The organism is Streptomyces blastmyceticus, assembly GCF_039521185.1.
GTDB lineage: Bacteria > Actinomycetota > Actinomycetes > Streptomycetales > Streptomycetaceae > Streptomyces > Streptomyces blastmyceticus.
In genome coordinates this window covers 83978-101328 of record NZ_BAAABW010000039.1, presented here as the reverse complement: position 1 = coordinate 101328, position 17351 = coordinate 83978, and the positions used below count along the sequence as shown (strand labels likewise).

Annotated in this window: 16 protein-coding genes; 14 read left to right on the top strand and 2 right to left on the bottom strand. The window is 70.8% G+C overall.

What is annotated here, in order from left to right; genetic code table 11:
- Positions 1-103: 103 nt before the first annotated feature.
- The 3 genes from ABD269_RS32555 (at position 104) to ABD269_RS32545 (ending at position 3066) form a co-directional block, all read left to right on the top strand.
- Positions 104-1342, top strand: coding sequence for a site-2 protease family protein (locus ABD269_RS32555; protein WP_301888640.1), 1239 nt, complete (start codon positions 104-106; stop codon positions 1340-1342).
- 56 nt (positions 1343-1398) lie between these two features.
- Entirely contained in the window at positions 1399-2304 is a 906-nt protein-coding gene (locus ABD269_RS32550) for a tRNA (adenine-N1)-methyltransferase (protein WP_116210884.1), read from the top strand.
- 183 nt (positions 2305-2487) lie between these two features.
- Entirely contained in the window at positions 2488-3066 is a 579-nt protein-coding gene (locus ABD269_RS32545) for a hypothetical protein (RefSeq protein WP_344123798.1), read from the top strand.
- 4 nt (positions 3067-3070) lie between these two features.
- Here ABD269_RS32545 and ABD269_RS32540 read toward each other — a convergent pair whose 3' ends face one another.
- The gene (locus tag ABD269_RS32540; protein ID WP_344124070.1) at positions 3071-3373 is read right to left on the bottom strand and encodes a ferredoxin; all 303 of its coding nucleotides are present in this window, start codon (positions 3371-3373) and stop codon (positions 3071-3073) included.
- A gap of 321 nt (positions 3374-3694) precedes the next feature.
- Between ABD269_RS32540 and arc the strand changes: the two genes are divergently transcribed.
- The 5 genes from arc to prcA all read left to right on the top strand — a co-directional run bounded on the left by arc (position 3695) and on the right by prcA (position 9569).
- Positions 3695-5461 (top strand): proteasome ATPase, encoded by a 1767-nt coding sequence (gene arc, locus ABD269_RS32535; RefSeq protein ID WP_116215547.1) that lies wholly within the window; start codon positions 3695-3697, stop codon positions 5459-5461.
- Between the two features lie 339 nt (positions 5462-5800).
- The gene (gene dop / locus ABD269_RS32530; protein ID WP_301888643.1) at positions 5801-7312 is read left to right on the top strand and encodes a depupylase/deamidase Dop; all 1512 of its coding nucleotides are present in this window, start codon (positions 5801-5803) and stop codon (positions 7310-7312) included.
- 143 nt (positions 7313-7455) lie between these two features.
- Complete coding sequence (locus tag ABD269_RS32525) at positions 7456-7674, top strand: ubiquitin-like protein Pup (RefSeq protein ID WP_058045164.1); 219 nt, start codon at positions 7456-7458, stop codon at positions 7672-7674.
- Between the two features lie 231 nt (positions 7675-7905).
- The gene (gene prcB / locus ABD269_RS32520) at positions 7906-8748 is read left to right on the top strand and encodes a proteasome subunit beta (protein WP_344123792.1); all 843 of its coding nucleotides are present in this window, start codon (positions 7906-7908) and stop codon (positions 8746-8748) included.
- Positions 8749-8795: 47 nt separating this feature from the next.
- Positions 8796-9569 carry a proteasome subunit alpha gene (gene prcA / locus ABD269_RS32515; protein ID WP_344123790.1) on the top strand — a complete coding sequence of 258 codons (774 nt, stop codon included), beginning with the start codon at positions 8796-8798 and terminating at the stop codon, positions 9567-9569.
- A gap of 28 nt (positions 9570-9597) precedes the next feature.
- On the opposite strand, the gene ABD269_RS32510 is transcribed toward prcA, so the two are convergent.
- Entirely contained in the window at positions 9598-10575 is a 978-nt protein-coding gene (locus ABD269_RS32510) for a LacI family DNA-binding transcriptional regulator (RefSeq protein WP_344124068.1), read from the bottom strand.
- Between the two features lie 435 nt (positions 10576-11010).
- Between ABD269_RS32510 and ABD269_RS32505 the strand changes: the two genes are divergently transcribed.
- The 6 genes from ABD269_RS32505 to ABD269_RS32480 all read left to right on the top strand — a co-directional run bounded on the left by ABD269_RS32505 (position 11011) and on the right by ABD269_RS32480 (position 17336).
- On the top strand, positions 11011-12270 hold the full coding sequence (locus ABD269_RS32505; RefSeq protein WP_301888650.1) for an MFS transporter: 1260 nt from the start codon (positions 11011-11013) through the stop codon (positions 12268-12270).
- A 9-nt stretch (positions 12271-12279) separates the two neighbouring features.
- Positions 12280-13641, top strand: a complete 1362-nt coding sequence (gene pafA / locus ABD269_RS32500; RefSeq protein WP_116210878.1) for a Pup--protein ligase — start codon at positions 12280-12282, stop codon at positions 13639-13641.
- A 135-nt stretch (positions 13642-13776) separates the two neighbouring features.
- Entirely contained in the window at positions 13777-14760 is a 984-nt protein-coding gene (locus tag ABD269_RS32495) for an FKBP-type peptidyl-prolyl cis-trans isomerase (protein WP_344123787.1), read from the top strand.
- A gap of 64 nt (positions 14761-14824) precedes the next feature.
- A complete protein-coding gene (locus ABD269_RS32490) occupies positions 14825-15199 on the top strand; it encodes an FKBP-type peptidyl-prolyl cis-trans isomerase (RefSeq protein ID WP_344123785.1) in 375 nt (124 codons plus the stop codon).
- A 119-nt stretch (positions 15200-15318) separates the two neighbouring features.
- Positions 15319-16344: a helix-turn-helix transcriptional regulator gene (locus ABD269_RS32485; RefSeq protein ID WP_344123783.1), complete on the top strand. Its 1026-nt coding sequence runs from the start codon at positions 15319-15321 to the stop codon at positions 16342-16344.
- Positions 16345-16373: 29 nt separating this feature from the next.
- Positions 16374-17336 carry a helix-turn-helix transcriptional regulator gene (locus ABD269_RS32480; RefSeq protein ID WP_301888654.1) on the top strand — a complete coding sequence of 321 codons (963 nt, stop codon included), beginning with the start codon at positions 16374-16376 and terminating at the stop codon, positions 17334-17336.
- Positions 17337-17351 lie beyond the last annotated feature (15 nt).

Sequence of the window (17351 nt, the reverse complement as noted above, 5' to 3'; positions counted from 1 at the left end):
TGACTGACAGTCGGCCGCATACCATCGACTCAGAAGCCCTCGTACATGCATGATCGTGAGAACGCACCGCGGGTGCGGGGGCCGCATCCGACGAGGGGACACCGTGGACAACAGCGGGCAGGGCCGGTCCGGCAGCGGGGGCGCCGGGGCCGAGGGCGAGCCCGGGGACCGCACTCCCAAGCGCCCCCGCGAGAGCGGCGGCGGCATCCTCATGGGCCGCCCCTTCGGCGTGCCCGTCTACGTCGCCCCCAGCTGGTTCCTCGTCGCCGCCCTCATCACCTGGGTCTTCGGCGGCCAGCTCGACCGCGTCCTGCCCGAGCTCGGCCGGATCCGCTACCTCGTCTCGCTGTTCTTCGCCGTCGCCTTCTACGCCTCCGTGCTGGTGCACGAACTGGCGCACACGGTCGCGGCCCTGCGCTTCAAGCTCCCCGTGCGCCGGATCCAGCTCCAGTTCTTCGGCGGCGTCTCCGAGATCGAGAAGGAGACCGAGACCCCTGGCCGCGAATTCGTCCTCGCCTTCGTCGGGCCGCTGCTGTCCCTGGTCCTGGCCGGGCTGTTCTACCTCGGCATGCTGGCCGTCGAACCGGGCACCGTGCCCGGCGTCCTGCTGGCCGGCCTGATGATCTCCAACCTCCTGGTGGCGATCTTCAACCTGCTGCCCGGCCTCCCCCTCGACGGCGGGCGCATGCTCCGCGCCGTCGTCTGGAAGATCAGCGGCAAGCCCATGACCGGCACCATCGCCGCCGCGTGGATCGGCCGCGCCCTCGCCGTCGCCGTCCTCATCGGCCTCCCGCTGCTCACCCAGGCCGGACTCGGCGACGGGGCGACCGGCTTCGGCGGCGTCGACTCCCTCACCGACGCCCTGCTCGCCGCAATCCTCGCCGCCATCATCTGGACCGGCGCCGGGAACAGCCTGCGCATGGCCCGCCTCCGCGAGCGCCTCCCCGGCCTGCGGGCCCGCACCCTCACCCGCCGCGCCGTCCCCGTCGAGGCCGCCACCCCGCTCTCCGAGGCCCTCCGCCGCGCCAACGAGGCGGGTGCCCGCGCCCTCGTCGTCGTGGACGGCCAGGGCACCCCCACCGCCCTCGTCCGCGAGGCGGCCATCGTCTCCGTCCCCGAGCACCGCCGTCCCTGGGTCGCCGTCAGCACCCTCGCCCAGGACCTCAAGGACGGCATGCGCGTCGCCGCCGACCTCTCGGGCGAGGACCTCCTCGACATCCTGCGCGCCACCCCCGCCACCGAGTACCTGGTGGTCGAGGAGACCGGCGAGGTCTACGGCGTCCTCGCGACCTCCGACGTCGAACGCGCCTTCGTCGCCGCGATGGCCCGCACGCCCTCCTGACCCCTCCCGAGGCGGCCGTGTCCGTACCGCCGCCCGATCACGGGTAGGCTGGTCACATGTCCGAACCGACCGGTGCCGCCCGCCGTCGCGGGCCCTTCCAGGTCGGGGACCAGGTCCAGCTCACCGACCCCAAGGGACGCCACTACACCTTCACGCTCGAAGCCGGGAAGCAGTTCCACACCCACAAGGGTGCCTTCCCGCACGACGAGCTGATCGGTGCTCCCGAGGGCAGTGTTGTCCGTACCACGGGAAACGTCGCCTACCTCGCGCTGCGCCCCCTGCTCCCCGACTACGTCCTGTCCATGCCGCGCGGAGCCGCCGTGGTCTACCCGAAGGACGCGGGGCAGATCCTGGCCATGGCCGACATCTTCCCCGGCGCCCGCGTCGTGGAGGCCGGTGTCGGCTCCGGCTCCCTGAGCAGCTTCCTGCTGCGCGCCATCGGCGACCAGGGCATGCTGCACTCCTACGAGCGCCGCGCCGACTTCGCCGAGATCGCCACGCAGAACGTGGAGCGCTACTTCGGCGGTCCGCACCCCGCGTGGCAGCTGACCGTCGGCGACCTCCAGGACAACCTGTCCGACACGGACGTCGACCGCGTCATCCTCGACATGCTCGCCCCCTGGGAGTGCCTGGAGGCCGTGCGCAAGGCGCTCGTCCCCGGCGGCATCCTGTGCTGCTACGTGGCGACCACCACCCAGCTCGCGCGGACCGTCGAGTCCATCCGCGAGATCGGCTGCTTCGCCGAGCCGTCCGCCTGGGAGACCATGGTCCGCACCTGGCACGTGGAGGGTCTGGCCGTGCGCCCCGACCACCGCATGATCGGGCACACCGGATTCCTGCTCACCGCCCGCCGCCTCGCGGACGGCGTCGAGCCGCCGCTGCGCCGCCGTCGCCCCGCCAAGGGCGCGTACGGCGAGGACTACGCGGGCCCGGGCAGCCAGAGCGGCTCCGCCGAGCGCTGACCCGCGACTTCAACCACCACGGCGCCGCCGCCGGGAACCGCCTCACGCGGAACTCGGCGGCGGCGTCCGTTCGTTGGGCCCCCGCGAGCGCGGCACGGGCCCGAACCCCCTGTTCCCCGGCGCCCGGCGGTATGGCACGATGCGGATCATCCCCCGCAGCCCAGCTCACAGGAGTCGTCGCGCGTGCAGCCACCGGCAGGGCCCACCCCGTCCACGGCCTTCGAACCGCTCCCGCACCGCCGGTCGCGCCCCGCGCACTGGATGATCACCGCGGCGGCGCTGGCCGCCGTGGTCGCCTGCGCCTCCCTCGTGGGCCCGCGTGACGAGACCGCCGCCGCCTCCGTGCCGCGCACCACCGTCCCGGACGCCCGCGCCGCGCACTTCCCGCTCGACTGCGGCGGCCGGCCCGTCGACATCGTGCGCCAGGCCACCGCCGACCTCGACCACGACGGACGGCCCGAGACCGCCGTCGTCGTGCGCTGCGACTCCGGCGGCGGCACCCCGCCCAACGGGGTCTACGTCCTCGCCCCGCCGCCCGCCGAGGGCCGGCCGCCGCGCGTCCTGGCCACCTTGGTCGACCCCGCGGAGAAGATGAGCGTCGCGGGCCTGCGCGTGACGGGGGAGACCGTTTCGGCCACTCTGCTCGGCTACTCCACCGCGAGAGTGCCGCGTTGCTGCCCCGATCTGAGCCGCAATGTCGAATGGCGGTGGCGGGACGGCAAGTTCGCGCTCACCGCCCTGCCGGTCGCGGGGAGTGTCTGAGCCGTCACTCCGCGTCGGGGCCGTAGACCTCGACCTTGTCGGAGACGCGGCGGACGTGGATGCAGTCGCCCGGGCAGTCCTTCGCGGAGTCCCGCACGTCGGTCAGCAGCGGCAGCGGCACCGGCGTCGCCGCCCCCGGGTCCTGCAGCAGTCCGTCGTCGGCGCTCTTCACATACGCCAGGCCGTCGATGTCGAGCTCGAAGACGTCGGGGGCGTACTGCGCGCAGATGCCGTCCCCCGTACAGAGATCCTGGTCGATCCAGACCTCCAGCGGCTCCGCGCCCGCGGCCTGTGCCGTGGCGGCCACGGGCTCCCCGGGCAAGGTGGCTTCGGCGACCCCGGAGCCTCCGGGGGCACCGGCGCGGTCTTCGTTCTGCACGGTCATCTCGCCCTGCCGTTTCCTGCGTGTGTGAATCAATTGGAGCCAGCCCTGACGGGTGTTGACCGACTCGACGATACAACCGCCCGCTTTCCGATGTTGATGGGTGGGTATTCCCCTGCTGTGGGGACGTGCGCAAGGGTGAAGATCGGACACACTCCGACCGGGTTTGTGATCTAGGGGTTTCAACCTGCACCTGCCCAGGTAGGGTCAGGAAGCGTCCAGCTCCCCTTGGAGGAGGTGAGGACCGTGGCAGCCCACGACGACGACATGAACCGCGGCATCCGGCCGGGACGAGGGTCTGATGACCTCGCGAGCCAGGTTGCCTATTTCGAGCAGGAGATCGCCGTCCTGCGGCGCAAGCTCGCCGACTCTCCGCGTCACACGAGGATTCTCGAAGAGCGGATCGTCGAGCTCCAGACGAACCTGGCCGGGGTGTCCGCTCAGAACGAGCGGCTCGCCAATACCCTCCGCGAGGCCCGCGACCAGATCGTCGCGCTCAAGGAGGAAGTCGACCGGCTCGCACAGCCGCCGGCCGGCTTCGGGGTCTTTCTGCAGGCGAACGAGGACGGCACGGCGGACATCTTCACCGGAGGCCGCAAACTCCGGGTCAATGTCAGCCCCACCCTCGAGCTCGAGGACCTCCGGCGAGGCCAGGAGGTCATGCTCAACGAAGCGCTCAACGTGGTCGAGGCCATGGAGTACGAGCGGGCCGGGGACATCGTCACCCTCAAGGAGATCCTCGAGGACGGCGAGCGGGCCCTGGTCATCGGGCACACCGACGAGGAGCGGGTGGTGAGGCTCGCCGAGCCGCTGCTGGACATCACCATCCGCCCCGGCGACGCCCTGCTGCTCGAACCCCGGTCCGGCTACGTCTACGAGGTCATCCCGAAGAGCGAGGTCGAGGAGCTCGTCCTCGAAGAGGTCCCGGACATCGACTACACGAAGATCGGCGGACTGGGCAACCAGATCGAGCTGATCCGCGACGCGGTCGAGCTCCCCTACCTCTACCCCGACCTCTTCAAGGAGCACGAACTGCGGCCGCCCAAGGGCGTGCTGCTGTACGGCCCGCCCGGCTGCGGCAAGACGCTCATCGCCAAGGCCGTCGCCAACTCCCTTGCCAAGAAGGTCGCGGAGGTCACCGGCCAGCCCGCGGGGAAGAGCTTCTTCCTCAACATCAAGGGCCCCGAGCTGCTCAACAAGTACGTCGGCGAGACCGAGCGGCACATCCGGCTGATCTTCCAGCGGGCCCGGGAGAAGGCGAGCGAGGGCACGCCCGTCATCGTCTTCTTCGACGAGATGGACTCCCTCTTCCGCACCCGCGGCTCCGGGGTCAGCTCGGACGTGGAGAACACCATCGTCCCGCAGCTGCTCTCCGAGATCGACGGTGTGGAGGGCCTGGAGAACGTCATCGTCATCGGCGCCTCCAACCGCGAGGACATGATCGACCCCGCGATCCTGCGCCCCGGCCGCCTCGATGTGAAGATCAAGATCGAGCGCCCGGACGCGGAGGCCGCCAAGGACATCTTCTCGAAGTACCTGACCGCCACCCTGCCCATCCACACGGACGACCTCGCCGAGCACGGCGGCGACGCCAAGGCGGCCGTGGCCGGGATGATCCAGTCGGTGGTCGAGCAGATGTACGCGGAATCCGAGGAGAACCGCTTCCTGGAGGTCACCTACGCCAACGGCGACAAGGAAGTCCTCTACTTCAAGGACTTCAACTCCGGCGCCATGATCCAGAACATTGTGGACCGGGCCAAGAAAATGGCGATCAAGGCCTTCCTGGACCACAACCAGAAGGGTCTGCGCGTCTCCCACCTGCTCGCCGCCTGTGTGGACGAGTTCAAGGAGAACGAGGACCTGCCCAACACCACCAACCCGGACGACTGGGCCCGCATCTCCGGAAAGAAGGGCGAGCGGATCGTGTTCATCCGCACCCTCGTCACCGGAAAGCAGGGCGCCGACACCGGTCGCTCCATCGACACGGTGGCCAACACCGGTCAGTATCTGTAAAACCGTCGTCCGGCTGCGGATGTCCTTCCCCCCCCGCTTTTGGCGGGGGGACACCCAGGGCGTCCGTGGCCGGACGCGTTTTCCGCCGCAATTCCGGCGGGCCCCCGGTCTCCGCGAGATTTTCCGCCAGGTCTGCACCAGGTTTCCGCCACGACGGCGCCGATCGACCGGGTACGGCACGAACACGGGCAATGACTGTAATGATCTCCCCACCGCCGCAAAGCCGTTCTAGGCTCTTCGGTACCACCGCTCAGCGCGTGGGGGAGCACACGGACCGGAAGCGCAGCGGTACTTGAGCGCCGACCCCATTCCGGGGCGCCGCCGGGCAAGGAGGGCCGCATGACCGTACGGCGAGTAATGGGCATTGAGACGGAGTACGGGATCTCCGTCCCCGGTCACCCGAACGCCAATGCCATGCTCACCTCGTCCCAGATCGTCAACGCGTACGCGGCGGCGATGCACCGGGCGCGACGAGCCCGCTGGGACTTCGAGGAGGAGAATCCGCTGCGGGACGCACGAGGCTTCGACCTCGCCCGCGAGGCCGCCGACTCCAGCCAGCTCACGGACGAGGACATCGGCCTGGCCAATGTCATCCTCACCAACGGCGCGCGGCTGTACGTGGACCACGCGCACCCCGAGTACAGCTCCCCGGAGATCACCAACCCGCGTGACGCCGTCCTGTGGGACAAGGCGGGGGAGCGGATCATGGCCGAGGCCGCCGAGCGCGCCGCCCAGCTGCCCGGAGCCCAGCCGATCCACCTCTACAAGAACAACACCGACAACAAGGGCGCGTCCTACGGCACCCACGAGAACTACCTGATGAAGCGGGAGACCCCCTTCTCGGACATCGTGCGCCACCTGACGCCCTTCTTCGTCTCCCGGCAGGTGGTCACCGGAGCGGGCCGGGTGGGCATCGGGCAGGACGGCCGGGAGCACGGCTTCCAGCTCAGCCAGCGCGCGGACTACTTCGAGGTCGAGGTCGGCCTGGAGACCACGCTCAAGCGGCCCATCATCAACACCCGCGACGAGCCGCACGCCGACGCCGAGAAGTACCGCCGGCTGCATGTGATCATCGGCGACGCCAACCTCTCGGAGATCTCCACCTACCTCAAGCTCGGCACCACCGCCCTGGTGCTGTCGATGATCGAGGACCGGTTCATCACCTCCGACCTCGCCGTCGAGCAGCCCGTCCGCACCCTCCACCAGGTCAGCCACGACCCCACCCTGAAGCGCCTCGTCACGCTCCGTAGCGGTCGCACGCTCACGGCCGTCCAGCTCCAGATGGAGTACTTCGAGCTGGCCCGCAAGTATGTGGAGGACCGCTTCGGCGCCGACGCGGACGAGCAGACCAAGGACGTACTCGGCCGCTGGGAGGACGTGCTCGGCAGGCTGGAGCACGACCCGATGAGCCTCGCCGGAGAGCTGGACTGGGTGGCCAAGCGCGAGCTCCTGGAGGGCTACCGGCGCCGGGACGGCCTGGACTGGGACGCGGCCCGGCTGCACCTGGTGGACCTCCAGTACGCGGACGTACGGGCCGACAAGGGGCTCTACAACCGCCTCGCGGCCCGCGGCAGGATGAAGCGCCTGCTGGACGAGACCGAGGTCGAGCGCGCCCGCACGGCGCCGCCGGAGGACACCCGCGCGTACTTCCGCGGCCGCTGCCTAGAGCAGTACGCCGACGACGTGGCGGCCGCCTCCTGGGACTCGGTGATCTTCGATCTGCCGGGCCGTGACTCCCTCCAGCGGGTGCCCACCCTGGAGCCGCTGCGCGGCACGCGCAACCACGTCAAGGAGCTCCTCGACCGCTGTCGCACGGCCGAGGAGCTGGTGCGGGTGCTTTCGGGCGGCTGAGGGGTCTGAGAAGCAGGCGAACCGGGAATCATCACGGTGGTTCCGGGACGTTGTAGCAAGTACAGGGCCGATGTCGGACCCTGCTTGTAGGGTCTGAACGAGAACGTCCGATCTTGTACGTCGAACCGAGCGGGGTGAGGGATATGGCGACCAAGGACACCGGCGGCGGGCAGCAGAAGGCCACGCGATCCACTGAGGACGTGGAGGAGCAGGCGCAGGACGCGCAGGTCTCGGAGGATCTCAAGGAGCGGCAGGAGAAGCTGTCCGACGACGTCGACTCCGTGCTCGACGAGATCGACGACGTCCTCGAGGAGAACGCGGAGGACTTCGTGCGGTCCTTCGTCCAAAAGGGCGGCGAGTAGCCCGCCCTTCCCATCGCGAGTACGGCCTGGACCAGGCCGAGTTGCCCGCCCCGGCGGGGTCGCGGAGAGGCTGCCTGTGCGGCCTCTGCCGCTGCTCCGTCCGGGCGGGTGGATCGCGATCAAGGGACGGTAAGGTCCCATGCGTACTGTGCTTCAGCTGCAAGCGGTCCTGGGGCATCACGATAGGGCGGACGCCATGGGGCGGGCCGCCGCATATGTGGAAGGAAACGTGTGGAAGCCAACACTCGTAGCACCGGGCGTCTGCCGGCCGCCTTCCTGACACCCGGCTCCTCGTCGTTCATGGACTTCCTCGGCGCGCACTCGCCGGACCTGCTGCCGGGCAACCGCCCGCTGCCTCCGGCGGGCGCCATCGAGGCCCCGCACGGGACGACCATCGTCGCGGCGTCGTTCCCCGGCGGCGTGGTGCTGGCCGGTGACCGCAGGGCGACGATGGGCAATGTCATCGCGCAGCGCGACATCGAGAAGGTCTTCCCGGCCGACGAGTACTCCGCCGTCGGGATCGCGGGCACGGCGGGGCTGGCCGTGGAGATGGTCAAGCTCTTCCAGCTCGAACTGGAGCACTTCGAGAAGGTCGAGGGCGTCCAGCTCTCCCTGGAGGGCAAGGCCAACCGGCTGTCCACGATGATCCGCGGCAACCTCGGCATGGCCATGCAGGGCCTCGCCGTGGTTCCGCTCTTCGCCGGCTGGGACGTCGACCGGCAGAAGGGCCGCATCTTCTCCTACGACGTGACCGGCGGCCGCTCCGAGGAGCACGGTTTCGCCGCCACCGGCTCCGGTTCGGTCTTCGCGCGCGGCTCGCTGAAGAAGCTTTTCCGCGAGAATTTGACGGAGAGTCAGACCACCACGCTCGTCGTCCAGGCGCTGTACGACGCCGCCGACGACGACTCCGCGACGGGCGGGCCCGACCTCGCGCGCCGCATCTATCCGATCGTCACCGTCATCACCGACGAGGGCTTCCGGAAGCTGACCGAGGCGCAGTGTTCCGAGATCGTCCGTGCGATCCACGACCGGCGGCTCGAAGAGCCGGACGGGCCGCGCGCCGCACTGCTCTGAGGCCCCACGGAATGTACTCGTCATTGACAGAAAGGGACGGATAGCCGGTGTCGACGCCGTTCTATGTCTCACCCCAGCAGGCCATGGCCGACCGCGCCGAGTACGCCCGCAAGGGCATCGCGCGCGGCCGCAGCGTCGTCGTACTCCAGTACACCGACGGCGTCGTCTTCGTGGCCGAGAACCCGTCCCGCGCGCTGCACAAGGTCAGCGAGATCTACGACCGGATCGCCTTCGCGGCGGTGGGGAAGTACAACGAATTCGAGAACCTGCGGATCGGCGGGGTCCGCTACGCCGACCTGCGGGGCTATACCTACGACCGTGACGATGTCACCGCCCGTGGTCTCGCCAATGTCTACGCCCAGACGCTGGGCACCATCTTCTCCAGCGCCGCGGAGAAGCCGTACGAGGTCGAGCTGATCGTCGCCGAGGTCGGCGCGGGCCCCGAGGACGACCAGATCTACCGGCTGCCGCACGACGGTTCCATCGTCGACGAGCACGGCTCGGTCGCGGTCGGCGGCAACGCCGACCAGATCAGCAGCTATCTCGACCAGCGGCACCGGGACGGGATGACCCTGGCCGAGGCGCTCAAGCTCGCGGTCGAGTCCCTGACCCGGGACAACAACGGCGGGGAGCGCACGCTCACCGCCGAGCAGCTGGAGGTCGCGGTCCTGGACCGGACGCGGCCGCAGCAGCGCAAGTTCAAGCGGCTGTTGGGCCGTCAGCTGTCCCGCCTGCTCGACGGCGGGACGGTGCCGGCCGACTCCGAGGAGGACGCGGCGGGAGCCGACGCCGCCGACGAGACGGACTCCACGGAGAGCTAGCGGTCCCGTCGTCGAACTCCCCCGGCTGTCAGCCGGGGGAGTTCGACGTACTGCCCCGCACCACCAGCTCGACCGGCAGGGCGTGCGCGGCGGCGGGGCGGTCGTCCAGCACCGCCAGCAGCGCCCGCATGCCCGCCTCGCCGACGGCCTCCGCGGGCAGCCGGACGGTGGTCAGTTCGGGCTCGACGGCCGTGGCCAGGGAGAGGTCGTCGAAGCCGGTCACCGAGACGTCGTCGGGCACCCGCAGCCCGAGCCGCCGGGCGGCCTTGCACGCGCCCGCCGCCAGGATGTCGTCGTCGCAGATCAGCGCGGTCGGGCGGGCGCCGGGCCGGGTCAGGGCCCGCTCCGCGGCCCGCAGCCCGTCGGCGACGGCGAGCGCGGCGGGCTCGGTGTGCAGCTCGGTGCCGGGCACCCGGCGCAGCGCGTCGGCCAGCGCCCGGGCCCGCACGTGGAAGGTCCACGAATCCACGTCGGCCGCGAGGTGGGTGAAACGGCGGTGGCCGAGTGCGAGCAGGTGCTCGGTCACCTGGCGCATCCCCTCGGCGACATCGAAGTTGACGGTCGCCGCCGTCTCGGCGCGCTGCGGATCGCTGTCGAGCATGACCAGCGGCAGCCCGCCCTCGCGGATGGCGGCCAGGGCGTCCGCCGCCATGGAGGAGGCGATGATGCCGTCGAGCGTGGCGCGGGCCGAGGCGAAGGGGTCGCGCGCGGGGCCGACGCCCTCGGGGGAGGGGTAGAGGAGCACGCCGACGCCGTGTTCGGCGGCGACGCGGGCCGCGCCCGTGTGGACGCGGGCGAAGAACTCGTTGGTGAGCGCCGGGACGACCAGCAGTGCCGTCCGCGCCCGGCCGAGCCTCAGGTTGCGCGCGGCGAGGTTGGGGCGGTAGCCCAGGCTCCGGGCGGCGGACCGTACGGCCTCGGCGGTCCGCTCCGAGACCCGGCCGCGCCACTTCTCGCCCATGACGAGCGAAACGGTCGCCTGCGACACCCCGGCGACCCGCGCCACGTCCCGACTGGTGGCCCGCGCGCCGGTACGGGGGCCCCGGATGCTCGGCCAACGGCCGGTGGTGTGATCCCTGGACCCACCACCGGGGCCGTCTGCCGCCGCGTCGGCTTGTGGGACTGTGCCGGTACCGTTGTTGTTCCGCGCACGCGCGCGTTCCGCGCCCTGCCGGCCGGCGGTGGCCTCGTCGGGCGGGGTGCGGTCGGGATCGCCGTCGCGCTGCCGGGGCGCCCCGGAGTCGTCGTCCTGCGCACCCACGCGCCCCGCGGAGCGCCTCCGTAGGTCGTCCGTCCGTCGAGACTCACTCGACACTGGCAGCCTCCCCGATCGCTCGCCCGCCGCAGTCGGCCCGGTGGACCGGCGGACCGTCATCATGGTACGTATAACGTCAACAGTTATACGTAAAACCCGACGCTCGGGAAGAGAGTGGAGTCATCGATGGCGGCCGGTTACGGCGACATGCTCAGGACGCGGCACGCCGCGCGGCTGCTGACCGGCACCCTCGTGGGACGGCTGCCCAACGCGACTGCCGCCCTGGCGATCGTGCTGTTCGTGCGCGCCGAGGGCGGCAGCCTCGCGCTCGCCAGCGCCCTCTCGGCCGTCTACGGCGTGGCCAACGCCGTCGGCCAGCCGCTGCTCGGCCGGGCCGTCGACCTGTACGGCCAGCCCAGGGTGATGCTGCCCGCGGCCGTCCTGTCCGCGCTGGGCATGACCCTCTTCGCCGTCGTGGGCCTGGACCCGCTGCCGCTGCCCTATATCGGCATGGTCGTGTCCGGCTTCTTCACGCCGCCGCTGGAGGGCGGGCTGCGGGCCCTGTGGCCGTCCGTCCTCAAGGACGAGGGGCGCATCCACGCCGCGTACTCCCTCGACGCCATCGCGCAGGAGGTGATGTACGTCGTCGGGCCGCTGATCATCACCGGCTTCGTCGCCTTCTGGTCCCCGGCAGGCGCGCTGTACGTCATCAACCTGCTGGGCGTCATCGGTGCCCTCGCGGTCGTCACCTCGCCGCCGTCGCGGCAGTGGCGCAGCGAGCCGCGCGAGGCGCACTGGCTGGGCGCGCTGCGCTCGCGCGGGCTGCTGGTGCTGCTCGGGACGTTCTTCTGCATCGGCACGGCGCTGGGCTCGATCGCCCTGGCGGCGGTCGCCTACGGTGGCGATCACGGCGGCGACGGGGTCGCCGGCTACCTGCTCTCCGCCCTCGGCGTGGGCGCCCTCATCGGCGGCACGATCTACGGCGCCCGCCAGTGGCCCGGCACCCCGGAGCAGCGGCTTCGGGTGCTCGTGGCCGGGCTCGCGCTCTGCTACGTGCCGCTGCTGCTGGTCCCCGGCGTCGTCATGATGACCGTGCTCGCCGGTGTGGCCGGCATCTTCCTGGCTCCTTCGCTGGCCTGCGCGTTCGTCGTCGTCGACCGGCACGCGCTGCGCGGCACGGTCACCGAGGCCTTCTCCTGGCTGGTCACGTCCTTCGGCGTGGGCGCGGCCATGGGCACCGCCCTCGCGGGCCCGGCGGTCGAGGGCGGCGGTGTCGCGGCGGGATTCGTGGTCGCGGTCTGCGGCGGATTCGCGGCGCTGCTCGTGCTGGTCCTGGCCCGGCGCTCCCTGCGGGCCCCGGAGGCCGCGTCGACCGTCGTGGCGCGGTCGGAAAATGATCGGAACGGTGCGGTCGAACCCGGTTTCAGCACAGGGGTTCAGGCGTAATGTTCAGGCATGGACCGCCGCATTTTCGGGCTGGAGAACGAGTACGGCGTCACGTGCACCTTCAGGGGACAGCGTCGGCTGTCGCCTGACGAAGTGGCGCGCTACCTCTTCCGCCGTGTCGTTTCCTGGGGGCGCAGCAGCAATGTCTTCCTGCGCAACGGTGCTCGTCTCTACCTGGATGTGGGTTCGCACCCCGAGTACGCAACTCCGGAGTGCGACAGTGTGATCGAGCTGGTCACCCACGACAAGGCGGGCGAGCGCATTCTCGAAGGACTTCTCGTCGATGCAGAACGGCGCCTGCACGAGGAGGGGATCGCGGGCGACGTCTATCTCTTCAAGAACAACACCGACTCGGCCGGGAACTCCTACGGCTGTCACGAGAACTATCTCGTGGCCCGGCACGGGGAGTTCTCCCGGCTCGCGGACATCCTCATCCCCTTCCTCGTCACGCGGCAGCTGCTGTGCGGCGCGGGGAAGGTGCTCCAGACCCCGCGGGGCGCGGTCTACTGCGTGAGCCAGCGCGCGGAGCACATCTGGGAGGGCGTCAGCTCCGCGACGACGAGATCCCGCCCGATCATCAACACCCGGGACGAGCCGCACGCGGACGCGGAGCGCTACCGCCGCCTCCATGTGATCGTCGGCGACTCGAACATGTCCGAGACGACCATGCTGCTGAAGGTCGGCGCCACCGATCTCGTCCTGCGGATGATCGAGGCGGGGACGGTGATGCGCGACCTCACCCTGGAGAACCCGATCCGGGCGATCCGCGAGGTCAGCCACGACATCACCGGCCGTCGCAAGGTGCGGCTGGCCAGCGGCCGCGAGGCGTCCGCCCTGGAGGTCCAGCAGGAGTACTACGAGAAGGCCGTCGACTTCTGCGAGCGCCGCGGCATCCGCACGGGCACGGTCGAGCGGGTCCTGGAGCTGTGGGGCCGCACCCTGGAGGCGATCCGCGACGAGGACCTCGACCGGATCGACACCGAGATCGACTGGGTGATGAAGTACCGCCTCATCGAGCGCTACCGCGCGAAGAACAACATCACCATGTCGCACCCGCGGATCGCCCAGATAGATCTGGCGTACCACGACATCCACCGCCGCCGCGGGCTCTACTACCTCCTGGAGAAGCGCGGCCAGGCCGCCCGGGTGTGCAACGACCTGAAGATCTTCGAGGGCAAGTCGGTGCCCCCGCAGACCACGCGCGCCCGGCTGCGCGGTGACTTCATCCGGCGGGCCCAGGAGCAGCGCCGTGACTTCACCGTCGACTGGGTGCATCTGAAGCTCAATGACCAGGCGCAGCGCACGGTGTTGTGCAAGGACCCGTTCCGTTCGGTGGACGACCGGGTGGAGAAGCTGATCGCCGGGATGTAGGTGTTCCGTCGTTCGGGTGGGCGCGCGCCGGGGGTCCCTCCCGGCGCGTTGCCGTGTCGGGCAGCGGTTGATCCAGGTGGCTCAGGCCGTAGAGTGGCGGGCACTGCCCAGACCCCCCTAGCCCGAGTTGGACTGATGAACCTCACGAAGAACACGCGTCGCCTCGCTGCGGCGTTGGCCGTGCCTGTCCTGCTGTTCACTGCCGCGGCGTGCGGGTCCGACAGCGGCGGCGGCTCGTCCGACTCCAAGGTCAAGGTGGAGGGGAAGTTCGGGGACAAGCCCGACATCTCCGCACCGAAGGATGCCAAGGCCGGTGACAAGGTCGCCACGAAGACCCTGATCGAGGGCAAGGGCGACACGGTGGAGAAGGGCGCGTTCGTCCGGCTCGACTATGTCGGGCAGGCGATGAAGGCGGACAAGCCGCTCGTCAGCAGCTGGATGTCGCCGACCGGCGGCGCCGAGAAGGGCCCGCGCCGCCAGGCGGTGGCGCAGACCGGCCAGCCGGGCCGCGAGCTGCCCACGAAGGTGCTGGACGAGGTCGTCGGCAAGAAGGCCGGCAGCCGGATCGAGGTCGAGGGCACCGCCAAGGCGCTGGTCGGCGAGGAGCTCAACCCGCAGGCCGGGGTCACCCCGGAGGACGGCCTGGTGTGGGTCATCGACATCGTCGGGACGCAGAAGGTCGACCCGAAGAGCGAGGCCAAGGGCGAGCAGGCCAAGCCGGATGCGGGCATGCCCGAGGTGAAGGCCCCGTCGCAGAAGGCCGCGGAGATCACCATCCCCAAGGACGAGAAGGCGCCGACCGACCTCAAGCAGCAGCTGCTGATCAAGGGCAGCGGCCCGGAGATCAAGGCCGGTGACGGCCTGATCGCCCAGTACACCGGCGTGAAGTGGGAGGACGGCAAGAAGTTCGACTCCTCCTGGGACCACGGTGGCGCCATCGCCTTCCAGATCGGCACCGGCTCGGTCGTCCAGGGCTGGGACAAGGGCCTGGTCGGCAAGCACGTCGGCGACCGCGTCGAGCTGGTCATCCCGCCGAAGCTGGGTTACGAGGGCCAGGCGCAGAGCGGCCTCGACAAGAACACCCTCGTCTTCGTCGTGGACATCGTGGGCAAGGTCTGACCTCCGGTCGGCATCTGCCAGACTTGCCCGGTTGTCTGCACGATTCATCCGTAGGAGCACCCTCGTGAGCATCGACAAGCCTGAGATCGACTTCCCCGAAGGCCCGGTCCCGACCGACCTGGAGATCACCGAGGTCTGGGAGGGCGACGGCAAGGTCGCCAAGGCCGGCGACTTCGTCAAGGTCCACTACGTGGGCGTGGCGTTCTCCACCGGCGAGGAGTTCGACGCCAGCTGGAACCGCGGCAACCCGCTGGAGTTCAAGCTGGGCGCCGGCCAGGTCATCCAGGGCTGGGACCAGGGCATCCAGGGCATGAAGGTCGGTGGCCGCCGCAAGCTGGTCATCCCCGCCCACCTCGCCTACGGCGACCGCGGCGCCGGTGGCGGCGTGATCGCCCCGGGCGAGACGCTGATCTTCGTCTGTGACCTGATCGCGGTCTGACGCCGACCCGTCGGCGGGCCGAGGGCCCATGCTCCTTGGGGGCATGGGCCCTCGGCTTTTGTCGTACGACCGCTGGGCGGTACGGTCAACGGTTGAGAGCACAAGCAGAGAGGGCGTCGATGGCGATTGCCAAGGCCGAGCGGCTGATGAACCTGGCGCTGTGCCTGCTGGGCACGCGCCGCCCGCTCAGCAAGCGGGAGCTGCGGGCCTCGATCGAGGCCTACCTGGAGGCCTTCGGGCCGGGCCACGGTACGGGCTCCGGTCCCGGGCGGACCGCGGCCCCGGGCGGCGACGGCACCGGCAACGGCGGCGATGACGCCTTCAACCGCATGTTCGAGCGCGACAAGGACGACCTCCGCGAGCTCGGGCTGATCATCGAGACCGTGGAGAGCGTCGACGGCGAGACCGGCTACCTCGCCCGCCGCGACAGCAACCGGCTCCCTCCCGTCACCCTCGACGTCGAGGAGGCCGCCGCCCTGGGCCTGGCCGCCAAGGTCTGGCAGCAGGCCCGCCTCGCCGGTGCCGCCAGCGGCGCGCTCCAGAAGCTGCGCGCCGCGGGGATGCCGCTCGCGGAGGATCCGTACGAGGGCCACATGGCGCTCGAACCGCGCATCCCCGTCCACGAGGCCGCCTTCGAACCGCTGATGCTCGCCGCCCGCGACCGCCGCCCCGTCGTCTTCGACTACCGCAAGGCGAACGCCGCGCACCCCGAGCAGCGGCACGTCGAGCCCTGGACCCTGGAGTGCTGGCGCGGCCACTGGTATCTGGCGGGCTGGGACCGCGACCGGGGCGCCGAGCGGGTCTTCCGGCTCTCCCGGATCACCGGCCGGGTGCGCTCGCGCGGCATCCCCTTCACCGCCCCCGTGCCCGACCACGTGACGGTCCGCGGGACGGTCGAGAGCTGGGCGGGCGAGACCGCGACCGGCACCGCCCGGATCAAGGTGCGGGCGGGCCACGGCTATCCGCTGCGCGCCCGGGCGCTCTCCGCCCTGGACCTGGGCGACGGCTGGGACGAGCTGGAGATTCCGTACGGCCACGGGCTGGACGCCTGGCTGGTCGAGTTCGGCCCGGATGTGATCGTGCTGGAACCCGCCGAGCTGCGGGCCGACGTGCTCGACCGGTTGCGTGCCGTGGCCAAGGGCTGAGGCAGGAAAGGGAACGGGACCGACTTCTTATGGCCGGAAACGCCATTGACCAGACCCGGCGGATGCTGTCGCTGGTCACCTACCTGAGGGAGCGCCCCGGCGCCCGGGTCGCCGATGTCGCGCGCGCCTTCGGGATCACCGAGGACGAGCTGATCGGCGACCTCGACGTGCTGCCGATGTGCGGCACCAGCTTCCGCGGCGGTGACCTCCTCGACATCGACACCGACGGCGACCGCATCTGGTGGCACAACCCGGACGCCTCCGGCACGAGCACGGGCGAGCCGCTGCGGCTCGCCGCCGACGAGGCCACCGCGCTGCTGGTGGCCGCGCGCGCCGTCGCGACCCTGCCCGGTCTGCGCGAGGGCGACCGGCAGGCGCTGGTGCGCGCCACCGCCAAGATCGAGGCCGCGGCGGGCGAGGCGGCTGGCGCCAGCTCCCGTCTCTCGGTCACCTTCGAGTCCGAGGGCGGCGTCTTCGCCGATGTCGACCGGGCCATCGCAGGGCGCCGCAGGGTCTGGCTGCGCTACTACTCTCCCGCGCGGGACGAGCTCACCGAGCGCGAGGTCGACCCGATCCGGCTGTTCGCCGTGGGCCACACCTATATGGAGGCGTGGTGCCGGCTGTCGGAGGCGCGGCGCACGTTCCGCCTCGACCGGGTGGCCGAGATCAGGATCCTCGACGAGCCGTCCGACCCGCCGCCCGTGGAGCTGCGCGACCTCTCCGAGGGCCTGGTGCAGCCGGCGGCCGAGGACCCGGAGGTCGTCATCGAGGTCGGGCCGGGCGGCCGCTGGGTCGCCGAGTACTACCCGCACGACAGCGCCGAGGAGCTGCCCGAGGGCGGCCTGCGGATCACGCTGCGCACCCCCGACCCCGCGTCGCTGCGCCGGCTGGCGTTGCGGCTCGGCCGCGACGGGCGGATCGTCACCCCGCCGGAGCTGGCGGAGAGTGCCCGCGACGCGGCCCGCGAGGCCCTCGCGGTGTACGGCGAGTGACCACGGTGGCTTCGG

Excerpts from the sequence above, each read along its gene's own strand:
- ABD269_RS32485 (WP_344123783.1), top strand. The coding sequence starts at position 15,319 with ATGGCGATTGCCAAGGCCGAGCGGCTGATGAACCTGGCGCTGTGCCTG.
- dop (WP_301888643.1), top strand. The coding sequence starts at position 5,801 with ATGACCGTACGGCGAGTAATGGGCATTGAGACGGAGTACGGGATCTCC.
- ABD269_RS32550 (WP_116210884.1), top strand. The coding sequence starts at position 1,399 with ATGTCCGAACCGACCGGTGCCGCCCGCCGTCGCGGGCCCTTCCAGGTC.
- ABD269_RS32480 (WP_301888654.1), top strand. The coding sequence starts at position 16,374 with ATGGCCGGAAACGCCATTGACCAGACCCGGCGGATGCTGTCGCTGGTC.
- ABD269_RS32525 (WP_058045164.1), top strand. The coding sequence starts at position 7,456 with ATGGCGACCAAGGACACCGGCGGCGGGCAGCAGAAGGCCACGCGATCC.
- ABD269_RS32495 (WP_344123787.1), top strand. The coding sequence starts at position 13,777 with ATGAACCTCACGAAGAACACGCGTCGCCTCGCTGCGGCGTTGGCCGTG.
- pafA (WP_116210878.1), top strand. The coding sequence starts at position 12,280 with ATGGACCGCCGCATTTTCGGGCTGGAGAACGAGTACGGCGTCACGTGC.
- ABD269_RS32505 (WP_301888650.1), top strand. The coding sequence starts at position 11,011 with ATGGCGGCCGGTTACGGCGACATGCTCAGGACGCGGCACGCCGCGCGG.